Here is a 13297-nt window from a genome sequence, read left to right as displayed (position 1 = left end):
GGAGCGGCGCTACTGTCAGGGGGCCAACGTTCCGATCCGGTGGGCGTTGGCCATGACCGAAAAGGTGATGGTTGTGGCCGGAATGCTGGGCAGGCTTGAGGCATCGACAAGGTGCACCCGCGACAGCCCCTTGGGCCGACCCAAAATATCCGACTGTCCTGTGCGGGGCGTTTTGGCCATGGGCACCGAGCCGCCGACATGAAAGCTTGATCCTGCATCGCCGGGACGGCGGGCAAAGCTGAGCGGTATCAGCCCGGCCAGCTTCAGCACCTGCGCCAGTCGGGATGTGGCCCGCGCCATGACCTGCCCGGTTGCATCATTGTTCCGGACTGCGGACACAAGCCGCCCGTCAGGGGCCAGGGTCAGATCGATGCGGGCGGAATGGTCGGAATGCAAAAACGCCTGCGCCACGATCAGCCGTCGGGCCAGCATATGCCATATAGGGGCAGAGCCGGGCAGCTTTGCGCCATAGCTGCGGATCAGATCCTGGGCGTAAAACTCATTCCAGGTGTAGATCTGGCTATGCACCAGATGGGGCGAGATATCTGGGTCATCCAGCTCGACGAAAATCTGCGGCAGAGTGTGATAGGGGATTTGATCAGGGCGGCGCGGGGCGCGCCAGCGGTGCAGGCTAGGCAGGAAAAAATGCTGGCTGTCCTGCAATTGCAGACGGGCAGCGGGATCCGCAGAAGACAGCAGCAGCAGGCGCGCCGTTTCCAGTACGCCTGCGGCGACAAAAACGCGATCAGCCTTCAGGCTCTCGCCGCCGTCCAGTCGTACCGTGACATGATTGGCCTGCTCTACAAATCCATGGACAAGACCACTGCGGTAGCGAAACGCCGTATGGTGGCGCAGCTCTTCAAGTGTTTGTCTGGCCGAATAAATATGCCCCCAGGGACACCCGTGCAGACACTGGCCGCAATAACGGCAGCCCGGATCCACAGCCAGCCGAGCCATCCCGGCAGAGGCCCCCAACCCCGCAAGGCTGGTGCTCTGTTGCTCCAGGCGGTGCAGGATGTGCTCGGCCTGTGGCGACGGGGTCAGCGGAACCCGGTTCTGCATCGGGAAGGCAGGGAACATGGCCTGCAATACATCCTCTCGCCCGCTGACCGGTAGAAATTTGGCAACCGCCCGGTAATGCGGGGCCAGATCCCGCGCGCTCAGCGGCCAGTCGGTGATATCTGCATCCCGGTTGGGCAGAATCGCCGACCCCCAGAGGTTGGACAGGCCCCCCGCCGCATGTGAGGCGCGCAATCCGATCTGATCCGGCGCAACCAGTGTTTCTGCACCTGGCACCATGGCAAAGTCGGACCCGAACCGGCGCACCTGTCCGGGCGGCGTGTCGAATTGAGGGGCCTGCCAGGCCCGAATATCATCCGCAGACCAGCTCTCAGGATCCGAAGCCGCCAGCCGGTTGCGGCGGTCCTGCGCGGAGGCTTCAAGCCCTTCCCCCCCGTCAATCATCAAAACCTGACGGCCGCGGTTCAGAAGGGCAGTGGCCACCGACACACCTGACGGCCCCGATCCGATCACCAGATCGGTCACGGGGCGCAGCCCGTCTGTGCCGGGATATGCGCCTTCATGCGGGAACCGGGCGGGTCATCTCGGCCACGATGTCATCGATGATCTGCTGCAGCGTCCGCATCGGGCGGAACCCGGTGACCCGTTGCAGTTTCGAGACATCGGGCAGGCGACGCTGCATGTCCTCGAAGCCTTCGGGATAGACGGTGTCATAAGGCACGAATTGGATTTCCGAGGCTGAGCCGGTTGTTCGAATGACCTGTTCGGCCAGTTCGCGGATCGTGACCTCTTGATCGGTGCCGACATTGAACACGTCGCCGCGCGCCTCGGGCAGGGTCATCAGACGGCACATAGCCTCGACCACATCCGCCACATGACCGAAACAGCGCGATTGCTCGCCGGTGCCGTGCACCATCAGCGGCGCGCCTTCCAGCGCGGATTTGACGAAATTCGGCAGTACCATTCCGTAACGCCCGGTCTGACGCGGGCCGGTGGTGTTGAAGAACCGCAATATTGTGACCGGCAAACCGGATTCACGCGCATGGGCCAGTGCCAGAAACTCGTCCAGCGTCTTGGCGCAGGCATAGGACCAGCGCAGGTTGCGGGTGGCGCCGATGGTCAGGTCGCCTTCTTCCTGAAACGGGAAGTTCGTGCTTTTGCCATAGACTTCGGAACTGGAGGCGATGAATGTGTGTGTCTTGTCCACCAGCGCGGCATCCAGCACATTCTCGGTGCCCGCAACATTGGTCAGGATCGACCGGCTGGGTTCGTCCATGATCAGTTTGACCCCAACGGCTGCTGCCAGATGGAACACCACATCCGCCGGCCCAACCAGATCGGCGACCAGTTGGCGATCCAGGATACTGCCCTTGACGAAGGTGAAACCCGGGTGGTCCGCAACGCTGCTCAGATTGGACCTGAGCCCCGTTGACAGATCGTCCAGAGCTGTGACGGTATGGCCATCCCCGATCAGTCTTTCCGTCAGATGAGAGCCGATAAACCCGGCTCCGCCGGTTACCAGAATATGCATATCTATATACCTGTCACTTGTTCTGAATCACTGTGCCGGAGTGTACAATCTGTCCCGCGCCTCCGGCTATAGTCGCGGATAAAAAGGTTTGCTCACCATGGCTTCCCCCGAATGGCCGCCCGCACGCCACGCATCATCTTGCGCGCCGCAAGATAGGGCCCACCGCGCCCGGCGAGATGGGCCTTCCAGCGGGCGATGTCGGTGAAATAGAACATCTCGAGCCGGGGCAGATCGTGGATGTCATCCCCGGGTCCGGCCACGCCCAGCCTTGTTCCGACCGAGGTGTCGTAATGCTGCGCGATCTGTCTGATCACGCTAGTGTTCGACGCGCCATAAGGCGGTGCGAAATGCCGGACAGGCTGGCCGAGCCGGGCGGCGATATCCTGACCGGATCCGGTGACTTCTTCCTCCAATGTCTCTGCTTCCAGCGTGGAAAGATCGGGGTGGCTGACACTATGCGCCCCGAAGCAAACCCCTTCACCGGCCAGTGTTTCGATCCGGTCCCATCCCATCAGCAGGCGCGGGGGGACATTTCCCCCGGCCCAGCTGTCGGTGCCGCCCATCAGGCCCGAGGGCAGATAGATGATCGGGCAGAACCCGTGATCGCGCAGGATCGGCCAGGCGGTATCGGCAAAATCTTGGAACCCGTCATCGAAACTGATGATAACCACGCGAGGGGCAGGCGGGTTGGCCAGCGCATCCGGCGTCACCACCGGCAGTCCGGAGGCCGCCAGTGCCTGCATCTGTGCCGCAAAGATGTCGGGCGCAATCGAGGTCGGCCCAGGCGCATCCGAAATCGAATGATACATCAGGATATCGGCCTGCCAGGCGGGCATGGGTCAGTCTTCCACCACATGGGTGGCAAAGACCTCGCGATACCTGTTCCATTTCGCGCGGTCGACATTGCCCTTGTCGTCGATGCAATCTGCCGCACCATAAGCCATGGCAAAGGCGTGGTGCGTATTATCATGGGCAAACAGACCCTGCCGTCCAAATACGAGCAATCCGTCCATATCTGAGAGCCACTGATCCACCGTATCGAACCGCTCTTCATAGCCCATATCGTACACCGGGTAGGCATGGCTCAGCCGCCGGGTTTCGCAGCGGCGCACCGGGACCGTGACGGGCAGGCCCAGTTGACCCAGCCATTTGGTAAATTCCTGTCCCAGTTCTTCGTCGGACATGGACCACCATTTTTCATCCGGGTCGCAGGGCAGTTCGGCGCACAGAACGGTGACGCCTTTTGGCGCGCCACTGGCGTTATAGTTCTTGGGCTCTGACATGCGGCTGATCGGGATCGACAGTTCCGGGAAGTAATGCGCATCGAACTCGGTGAACTGGTCGGTTTCCAGAACCAGATACAGCAAGATCATACCCCGAAAGCGGATCGCGCGAGCAGCCTCAACCACCTCCGCCGGAGGGTCGCTGATCAGGCGCGTCAGCCCGGTCAGCGGGATGGTCGACAGGATCAGATCTCCGGTCAGGTGCCGTTCGCTGTCGCCCTCGCGGATCGTCAGGCCGGTGATGCGGTCACCCTCCCGGTCAATCCCGGTGATTTCTGTGTTGAACAGGAAGGTGGCCCCGTTGCTTTCCGCGCTGTTCCGCATCGCATCCGAGATTTGCCCGAACCCCTTGCGTGGATAAAAGAACCGCCCCCCCGTTTCGCTGCGCAGCCCCGGCAACAGGCGCAGCATCTTCATCAGGATCTTGCCGACAGATCCGCTGCCGACCCGGCGTTCTGCCAGCTTCACCGCCAGCTTGTCCGGGTCCAGACCCCAAAGCTTGCGCACGTAAGGGAAATAGAAATTATCCGAAATCGTCGGGCCCAACCCGTCATAGAGCACGGTCGAGAATGTCTCGGGGCCCGTGCTTTTCTTGCGGAAGGGCTTCAGCGCCATGTCCCCGATCAGTGACGCGGCAAAGGGTTTGGGCAGGCGCATCAGCGCATCGGTCAGTTTCAGCGGAAAGTGAATCCACTTGCCGCCCAGCCGAATGCGCCCATGGCGCGGGCGCAGCAGCAGATCGTCCCCCAGCAGCGCTTTCACATCGGCCAGAACCTCAGGCTCTGCCGCCGGGTGAAACCGGTGCGAGCCATAATCGCAGATCACGCCCTCAATCGGGAATGAGGCTGAATTGCCACCCGCGATGGGCGCGCGTTCGATTACGGTCACTTTGGCCTGCCCTGTCAGGGCATGGGCTGCCGCCAAACCGGCGGGGCCAGCCCCCAGTATGATGATTTCAGGCTTGTTGTCGCCGTTGGGTCGGGAAACATCCGTCACTTGCACTCTTCCTTTTGGGAATTTGCCGGGGCGCTGAACCGCATTCCGGACATGGTCAGAACCAGCGCGCCAAACCCGCCCGCCGTAAACAACACAACCTGCCAGACCAGCCCGGCGGCCACGACAGCCGGGGCGCTGGCGCCGAAGGGGGCCAGAAAACCGGCCAATGTGGCTTCGCGCAGACCAAGCCCGTTCAAAGATACCGGCAGAACCGCAATGATCTTGGCCAGCGGCCAGGCGAAGATCCACGGCCCCGCAGCCACATCAACGCCCGCCGCGATGGCCAGCCACCAGGCCAGCAGGACCAGTAACAGCTGGATCAGCACTGATGCGATGAACGCGATTGCCAGCGTGCCGGGTTTGCGCCCCATTCCGGCCAGTGCATCGGCCAGACGATGGGCAAATCCCTTTCCGGGCAGGGACGGGATATAGCGCCAGGGCAAGGGCAACAGGCGCGGTAATGCGACCATACCCGCCAGCGCGGCCAACAGGATCAGCGCCACCGGCCAGATCATATGCCCGCCCGCAGCACTTTCCCATGTCAGGACCAGACCCAGACAAGACAGGGTCAGCAGCGCCACCATGTCGATCAGTCGGTCAACGGTTGCGCCCGCAACAACCTGCGCGCCGTCTTTCATCGCGGCCTGCGCCAGACCGGCCCGCACCGTATCGCCGCCAATTGCACCGGGCAGGCACAGGTTGGCAGCCAGCCCGGCAAAATGCGCCCGGATGGCCAGCGAGGCGGAAAACCCGCGCCCCAGCAGCAGCCACCATTTCAGTGCCGCAGCCACATGGGCCAGCAGGAACAGGACCAGCACGCAGGCAAAAACCCAGATCGGGATGGCTTTCAGCGCTGCCAAAATCGCCTCAGCAGGCAGAATCCAGAACAGGATCGCCAGTATCAGCGCCGACCCGGCCAATCGGATTAGCCAGCGCCGTTGACTTGGATCGGAAAGCCGTTTGCCGCTCATGTCAGGGTCTGAGATGCAGCCGCGAGATCATGTCGGCGATCAACCCCAGTGACCAGATCATAATCGCCGCCAGGAACGAGAACACTGCCGTTTCGCTGAGGTTCCAGTAGAACATGTCGATAATGAACTTCACCGTGCCCAATGTGAAAAACGCCAGCCCCAGCGGAATGAACACCCGCAGCGGATTGAACAGCGTGCTGATGCGCAGGATCAGAATGATGAAGTTCAGAAAGTCGATCGGCTTGATCTTCGATTTGCCCACCCGCTTGCCGTATTCAATCGGCGTATAGATCATCCGCTTGCCGTTCGAGGTCATGCACAGCGTGATCGTGGTGGTGAAGGAAAAATTCTGCGGCAGCAGCGGCAGGAACGGGATCAGCTCGGATTTGCGGAACACGCGCAGGCCCGAGTTCAGATCGTTGATCTTGCGCTCGGCCAGGAACGACGCAAAGGCGAACAGGAATTTCTTGGCTGGTTTGCGCAGCAGCGGCACGTTTTTCATCGCCGCGCCCCGGTCGCCCACGACCATGTCCTGATCGCGGCACATGGCCAGCATTCCGGGCAGATAGCGTGCGGGATAAGTGCTGTCGGCGTCAAGAATGGCGACATATTCATACTGCGCCATCCGAACGCCGCGCTTGAGGCTGGCGCCATAGCCGGAATTCACGTCGTTGAAGGTGACGGTTGCGCCGCTGGCCTCGGCCTCGGCGCGGGTGTTGTCCTGGCTGGCATCGTCCACCACGATAATCTCGTAGGGGATGTTCAGCGGTTCAAGATGGCTGCGCACATCCTCGACCGTGTGGCGCACGGCGTTTTCTTCGTTGAACGCCGGGATGACCACGCTCAGGCTCATGCCGGCGGTTTCCGATGCGATCAGCTCTTCGGGTGTGGCGCTGTTCGTCTCCATCGGCTCTGCGACTTTGTTCATGAAAATGAAAACCTTTTATTCACTCAATAATCCCTGTCCCGGACCCCGCTGCAAGATTTGCGTGGCGCATGGAACGTGAGGGGCATAATTCCCTGTATTGCGTATAGTATTCGAACACGTACAGACTGAACATAGACAATAAATTTGACCAAATTCGACCGTTAAGGCGTCAAGTTTGTAATTACGTATACTGTGCGCAGCAGGTGTGAGTGTTTGGGCCATGTGCCCATCGGCACTTGGCGGGGTTCGGGCAACAGGAAGGAAACGGGTGTCAGGGCGGCAGAGTTTCAGCAGCGGAGTTGCCTGGATGTCGGCTGGTATCTGGGTCGAGCAGGCGTTCAACTTCATCATTTTTGCCATTCTTGCCCGTATTTTAGGAGTCGAGGCCTTTGGCCTGCTGGCGATGGTGGCGGCCTTTGTGCTGTTTTCCGAATTCCTGGTGCGCGAAACGATTTCCGACATTCTGCTGACCCGTGATGCGCTGTCGTCCGGGCGGTTGAACTCGGTTTTCTGGCTGTTGGCGATGCTGGGAGGCGTGTTGACGATCGTGTTGTATCTGGGCGCGGGGCCAGTCTCGGATTTCTACAATGAGCCGATTGCGCGTGAATTGTTGATCGGATTGTCCCCCACAGTGCTGATGATTTCACTGACGGCGGTGCCGGTGGCGATCCTGCGCCGGGAAATGCGGTTCCGCGTTCTGGCCATCCGGGCCGCGCTTGGGGCGGCGGTCGGCGGGGTCGTGGGCATCACCATGGCACTGACGGGATACGGGGTCTGGGCCCTGGTCGGTCAGCGGCTGGCGATGACGGCCACCAATATCGTGATGGCCTGGGGGGCGGTCTCCTGGCGCCCGGCCTTTGACGTGTCGCGCGACCACATGCGCGCAATCCTGCATTTTGGTCATCGGATTCTGGGTTTACGCGCTGCAGAATTGGCTGCGGTGCAGTCACCTGCAGTGATCATCGGTGCGATGCTGGGGCCGGTGCAGGCGGGGTATTATGCAATTGCCTGGCGTGTGATCGAGACGGCCGCGTTTCTTATGATCACACCGCTGCGCACTGTGGCGCAGCCCGCCTTTGGTGCCGCAGCGCGCGATGGTGGTCAGGCGGCAGAATTGCTGGTGGATGTTGTGCGCCTGACCGGGTTTCTGGCTTTTCCGGCCTTTGCTGGGCTGGCCGTTCTGTCGGAACCGGCGCTGGTATTGCTGTTTGGCCAGAAGTGGGCTCCGGCGGCCCCGGTTCTGAGCCTGATGTCGGTGTTCGGCATGTACCTGTGCGTCGAAAAGGTGCAACAGACTTTTTGTTTGGCGGCGGGGCAGGCTGGTCGCTTGGCAGTTCTGTCCTGGGTTGAGGTGGCGCTGGCAGCGGCAGTGATCATGGCACTGGCCCCCTATGGGCTGCCGGTCGTCACAGCCGGTTTTGTGGCGGTCTTTTTACTGATCTGGCCGTTCAAGTTTGCCAACCTGGGTCAGATTGCAGGGTTGCCCAACCTGCTTTTGATGCAGCAGCATCTTGCGCCGTTCTTGTTGTCGGTGGCAATGGCGGCGGTGGTGCAGGGAGTCGTTTGGGTGCTGGGTGACACCGCGCGGATTCTGGTTCTTCTGATCGGTACGATAACCGGGGGTGTCGTCTATTGCCTGCTGGCGTTTCTGTTCCAGCGGGGCAGGCTGCGCCTGCTGATATCGATGGTCCGACCTCGGGGCACCAACATGACACGAACCAGTACCTGAACGCGCAGAGGTCTGACGATGCGTCTTGTGCCCGGCCTTACGCTGGCGCTTACCAGATGGGGTGTCCCAGGCGAAAGATGACAGCCTCTTCCTTGCCATCCGATTTTTTTAGATTGGCTGTGATCTCGTTTTGCGTCTCAGCGGGGGTCAACTGGAAATAGGCTGTGGCTTTTGCATCGTGCCGGGTCAGCTCGACGGAACGGGCCGGACCACTATCAATTTCAATCGATACGGCTACAACGTCCGGCGCGCCGATCCGCATTTCAACATCAAGCGGGGTTTCGTGCCGCAGTGGTGCGCGCAAGATCAGTCGGGCGACCGACCCATCAGCGTTGACGGGATAAGCTCTGGTCGCATCATAGGCGCCGGGGTTGAAGCGGTGATAAGCTGTGAACAGCATGCCCGCCAGCAACAGCAGATAAATCCACCGGGTCCAACCCATGCCGCGCCAGATGCGCCTGAACGGGCCATGGCGCGCAGCGTCCGGACGTAGCCGGGCAGAAAAGATCATGGCGCCGGTTACGGCAACGCCGGTCGCGATTAACCCGAACACAATCCAGAGCGCCATCGAAAATGCCCCGGCCCAGGTGCCAAAATGCAGCATGTTCATCAGGTCTTTCCACTTCGCAAGCCCGCCCAAACCATCTGGCGTCATAACCCCCAGAACTTCGAGCGTCGCGGGATCCAGTGCAACGGAACTCATGCCGCGAAACTCTGCGACCCCTTCCACATGCCCGATAAAGACAAGGCTGTCGGCTTTGCTGCCGGGTATAAGCATCACAACGGGATCAAAACCGGGCAGGGCCGCATGGGCGCGGGCTTCGGCGGTGTCTATCATCTCTGGCCCAAAGCCTGAGGGCAGAGCGGAGTCGCGGGGAGATGAGGATGGAAGCTCTGGCGTTGTGCCGTTCATTCCCAATCCACCCAGCATGAAATAAAGGCTGGTCAGGGCGATCAGGATCATAACCGGTGCGGACCAGAGAGCGGTCAGCCGATGAACTCCGCCTGCCCATGATCGCAACCCGTTCGAACGGTTGGGCCACCGGAAAAATCCTTTCCAGAACCGCCGATATGTCACAAACCCGCTGATGATCTGTCCCAGCAGAAAAACCGATGTGGCTGAAACCAGGATGAACACGACCCGTTTCTCGGTCAGAAGCGTATCGTGCAAATCTCGCAGGATATTGCGAAAGCCCAGGTTCCGCGTTTCTTCGACAATCCCTCCGGTGACCGGATCTGTCCAGAATGTCACGGCTTCTCCCCAACCTGTGTCGCCAAAGGTCTGGTCCACGAACCACGGAGTCGAGCGTTTGACGATCACGAAAGGCCGGCTTTGGGGATGGGTTTCTTTGACACCTTCATAGATCATGCCAAAACTGGCGGTGCGATCTTCTTTGGCCATCATGGTCCAGATGTTCGGGCGACCGACCGATTCAAGCTCGAACCCGGCGACAAGCAGCGTACCAGTCAGAAACATGAACACGAAGAAAAGCGAAAGATGCAGACCCATCCAAGTATGTATCTTAAAAAGTGAATTACGGATTTTGCGGTTCATATGAATGTTCGTCTGTCTACAATCTACGGACATATTAAACGGAGTAAATGTAAAGGAAACAATGGCGATACGGCATTGTTTTGCAAGAAAGGCGGATTTGGCTTTCCATGATGGCGTGAGGCACGTTATTTCATGATATTCCTGCAGGTTAAGTGTTGTGCGAATCCCGAACTTCGCGGGATGTTATGATTATACCCGGGTATTGGTGGGGTAAGCGGTGCTGTTTGATGTTAAATAGAGCTATGAAAACAATTTCCATTGTTTCGCCATGCTTCAATGAAGAAGACAACGTGGCGAATTGTTATGAGACCGTAAAGGCGATTTTCGACAAGGAACTGCCGGGCTACAGGCGCGAGCATATTTTTATCGACAATGCCTCTTCGGACCGAACCGTGGACATCCTGCGCGAGATTGCCGCACAAGATCAGGGCGTGAAGGTCGTGGTCAACGCCCGCAATTTCGGGGTGTTCCGGTCAACCTTCAATGGGCTGCGCTATGCATCCGGTGACGGGGTAGTTGTGATGCTGCCTGTCGACCTGCAGGACCCGCCCGAACTGATCCCGGAATTCGTCGAATTGTGGGAAAGCGGCTATGACGTGGTGGCCGGTGCCCGCAGCATCCGCGAGGAAGGGTTCGTGATGCGCAATGCGCGCGGAATCTTTTATCGCCTTGTCAACGGGCTGTCCGATGTGTGGCTGGAACCGTCTGTCGGAGAGTTTCAACTGATTGATCGCAAGGTGCTTAAGGCAGTTCTGGCACACAAGGATCACTATCCCTATATCCGCGGCATCATCGCAAGTTGCGGCTTTCGCCGGATCATCAAGCCATATGTCTGGCAAGCGCGGAAAAGCGGGTTGACCAAGCACAGCTTGATGGCGCTGACGGATCAGGCTCTTAATGCAATCTTTTCCTTTACGCGTGCACCCATGCGGTTCTGCACGATCAGCGGGCTGGTGATCGCAACAGCCTGTATTCTGTTTTCTCTTATTTCCGCAGTGCTCTTTTTCGTCAATCCCGATCAGGCACCGCGCGGGACGACGACCATCATCGTATCCCTGTTCTTCCTGTCGGGCATTCAGATGCTGTTCATTGGGATGCTGGGGGAATACATCACCTCGATCCATAATCAGGTGCGCGGCGGGCCTATTGTGACCGAGCAGGAACGTATCAACATCGAAGGTCCCGCTCGGGACCCAGCTCTGGCCAGAGAAGAGCATCTGGCATGATCGCGCAGACCAACCGGTGGCAATGGCGCTGCCTTGCTCTTGTGCTCTGCACATGCGCAGGTCCTGCCTGGGCCGCGGATGCGCCCGTCACCAATGCCACGCTGGCCGAGTTGCGCGTGTGGTTTACGGTTATGGCCGCGGTTGCAGTGGTTCTGATCGGGGTCTTCTGGTCGCGCGGATTATCTTGGTTCGGGGCGTTGGCCGCTCTGGTTCTGCTGGGTAGTTCCGCCCGGTTGTGGTTGACTCAACCGCTCTGGTTTCCACGGCTCGAGATTTCCGCCGACCCGCCTGAAAACCTGATTATGCTGATGATACTGGCCGCACAGGCGGTTCTGACGGGTGTTGTTCTGGTGCGTCCTGCAGGCCGGGAGGCTGTCAGGGGTCTTTTCGCCAGGGCGGGGACTGTCCGCCTGTTTCTTCTGATGGTTCTGGTCGCGGTTTTCTGCCTGTCCGCAACACCTTATGTGGCCTATGGCTATTTCATGGCCTTCGGACTGCAGATCGGTGTCGGCGGTGCATTATCTCTTGTTCAGATGGCCACGCTGGTCGCCATGTTCGCCGTGGCAGGTCCCGATCGCATGCCGCGTATCCCGGTGTCCGCTTTGGCGGTTTTTGCGGCGGTGGCCAGTGCCGTTCTTGCCTGGACGGCGTTCGACCGTGCTCCCCATGTCGAAGATGAACTGGCCTATCTCTTTCAGGCACGGACCTTTGCGGCTGGTACGCTCTGGGCTCCGGTCCCGCCCGAAGCAGCACAACCCGCGCTGGAATATTATCTTCTCGAAGTGCATGAGGGCAAATGGATCAGTGTCCCAGCGCAAGGCTGGGCTGTTGTTCTGAGCCTTGGAGTGCTGATCGGGGAGCCCTGGGTGATCAATCCGATCCTGACCGGGATATCGGTCTGGCTGGCGCATGACATTGTCCGGCACGCTGTCAGCCGCGAACGCGCGGATATGGTCGCGTTGCTTATGGCGACTTCACCCTGGGTGCTGGCTGTTGGGGCCACGCTGATGAATCACGCGCTTATGCTGGTGACGGTCTTACTGGCTTGGTGGTGCCTGCTCCGGGCCGGAGAGGGGTCTGCCCGTAGGGCGGTGTTGCTGGCATTTGCCGCTGGGTTGGCCTTGGGGTGGGGGTTCTTCACCCGACCGCTGGACGGGTTGATCGTAGGCGGCCTGACGGGCCTGTGGCTGCTGCGCCGGTTGCCTGGCGGGGTCGGACAGGTGCTGGCCTGTGGCGTCGGGGGCATCCTGTCTGGATCCGCCGTTTTTCTGTTCAACTACGGGATCACGGGCGATCCGCTTTTGACAGCGCAGGCTGACTATCTCAGCCGTCTGTGGCCGGATACGCAAAACGCATTTGGATTTGGCGAGAATGTAGGCCCGCCCGCCCAAAGCTGGGGGGCGCTGGATATCTGGGTCGGTCACAGCCCGGCTGAGGCCGTGCTGAACCTGATCAATGCGATTGCGTCGCTCAACCTCGAGCTTTTGGGCTGGACATTCGGATCGCTGGTTCCGATCTGGATCGGCTTTATCTGGGGCAAAAAGCTAACCGGTTTTGACCGGGCGATGCTGGTGATCTTTGCTGTCCTCGTGGCCGTTCTGTTCTTCTATTGGTTTACGGGTACCTTCTATCTTGGCCCGCGCTATTGGCATACGGCATTGCTGCCTGCCCTGGTGCTGTCCGCTGCTGGAATCGAAGCGATCCATGACCGACTGTCCGGGCAGTATCGCGGCCGCCTGAACTGTGTTGTCCTGCTGCTCTGTGCCGTCTCTGTCGTCAGCTTCACATCCTGGCGTGGTGTTTCGAAATATGATGGGTATGGCGGATATACCGGCGACATTCGGCGACAGGTCGAGGCGGCCGATCTTGGCAACGCGTTGGTCTTTGTCTCGACAGAAGGAGATATCGGGTCGGCGCTTTATCTCAACGACCCGTTCCTGCCGGAGGGCAAGCCGATTTTCCTGCGCGATATGAGCCCTCAGCAGAATGCAGCCATCATCGCAGCCTTTCCCGGGCGCGAGGTTGTCTATCTGAGGGATAGCGAATAGGCCCGTGGGC

Annotated in this window: 10 protein-coding genes; 3 read left to right on the top strand and 7 right to left on the bottom strand. The window is 59.9% G+C overall.

Annotated features, from left to right (window positions below; translation table 11 throughout):
• Positions 1-15 precede the first annotated feature (15 nt).
• The 6 genes from ALB80_RS19615 to ALB80_RS19590 form a co-directional block, all read right to left on the bottom strand.
• On the bottom strand, positions 16-1545 hold the full coding sequence (locus ALB80_RS19615) for a GMC oxidoreductase (RefSeq protein ID WP_050605798.1): 1530 nt from the start codon (positions 1543-1545) through the stop codon (positions 16-18).
• A gap of 34 nt (positions 1546-1579) precedes the next feature.
• Positions 1580-2551: an NAD(P)-dependent oxidoreductase gene (locus ALB80_RS19610; RefSeq protein WP_050605797.1), complete on the bottom strand. Its 972-nt coding sequence runs from the start codon at positions 2549-2551 to the stop codon at positions 1580-1582.
• A gap of 92 nt (positions 2552-2643) precedes the next feature.
• Positions 2644-3387 carry a polysaccharide deacetylase family protein gene (locus ALB80_RS19605; RefSeq protein WP_050605796.1) on the bottom strand — a complete coding sequence of 248 codons (744 nt, stop codon included), beginning with the start codon at positions 3385-3387 and terminating at the stop codon, positions 2644-2646.
• A gap of 3 nt (positions 3388-3390) precedes the next feature.
• The gene (locus tag ALB80_RS19600; RefSeq protein WP_050605795.1) at positions 3391-4830 is read right to left on the bottom strand and encodes an NAD(P)/FAD-dependent oxidoreductase; all 1440 of its coding nucleotides are present in this window, start codon (positions 4828-4830) and stop codon (positions 3391-3393) included.
• Entirely contained in the window at positions 4827-5801 is a 975-nt protein-coding gene (locus ALB80_RS19595; RefSeq protein WP_050605794.1) for a lysylphosphatidylglycerol synthase transmembrane domain-containing protein, read from the bottom strand. The genes ALB80_RS19600 and ALB80_RS19595 overlap by 4 nt, the downstream gene beginning before the upstream one ends.
• A gap of 1 nt (position 5802) precedes the next feature.
• The gene (locus ALB80_RS19590) at positions 5803-6729 is read right to left on the bottom strand and encodes a glycosyltransferase family 2 protein (RefSeq protein WP_050605793.1); all 927 of its coding nucleotides are present in this window, start codon (positions 6727-6729) and stop codon (positions 5803-5805) included.
• Positions 6730-7036: 307 nt separating this feature from the next.
• Between ALB80_RS19590 and ALB80_RS19585 the strand changes: the two genes are divergently transcribed.
• Entirely contained in the window at positions 7037-8458 is a 1422-nt protein-coding gene (locus ALB80_RS19585) for a lipopolysaccharide biosynthesis protein (RefSeq protein WP_050605792.1), read from the top strand.
• A 49-nt stretch (positions 8459-8507) separates the two neighbouring features.
• Here ALB80_RS19585 and ALB80_RS19580 read toward each other — a convergent pair whose 3' ends face one another.
• Positions 8508-10013 carry a PepSY domain-containing protein gene (locus ALB80_RS19580; RefSeq protein ID WP_256364031.1) on the bottom strand — a complete coding sequence of 502 codons (1506 nt, stop codon included), beginning with the start codon at positions 10011-10013 and terminating at the stop codon, positions 8508-8510.
• Positions 10014-10198: 185 nt separating this feature from the next.
• On the opposite strand from ALB80_RS19580, the gene ALB80_RS19575 reads away from it, so the two are divergent.
• Positions 10199-11239, top strand: coding sequence for a glycosyltransferase family 2 protein (locus ALB80_RS19575; protein WP_371256007.1), 1041 nt, complete (start codon positions 10199-10201; stop codon positions 11237-11239).
• Complete coding sequence (locus ALB80_RS19570) at positions 11236-13287, top strand: glycosyltransferase family 39 protein (RefSeq protein ID WP_050605789.1); 2052 nt, start codon at positions 11236-11238, stop codon at positions 13285-13287. Before ALB80_RS19575 ends, ALB80_RS19570 begins: the two co-directional genes overlap by 4 nt.
• Positions 13288-13297: the final 10 nt, after the last annotated feature.

Origin of the sequence: Ruegeria sp. 6PALISEP08 (assembly GCF_001238295.1) — a bacterium.
GTDB lineage: Bacteria > Pseudomonadota > Alphaproteobacteria > Rhodobacterales > Rhodobacteraceae > Ruegeria.
The sequence above is the reverse complement of the archived record's forward strand: the minus strand, read 5'-3'. Positions and strand labels throughout refer to the sequence as shown.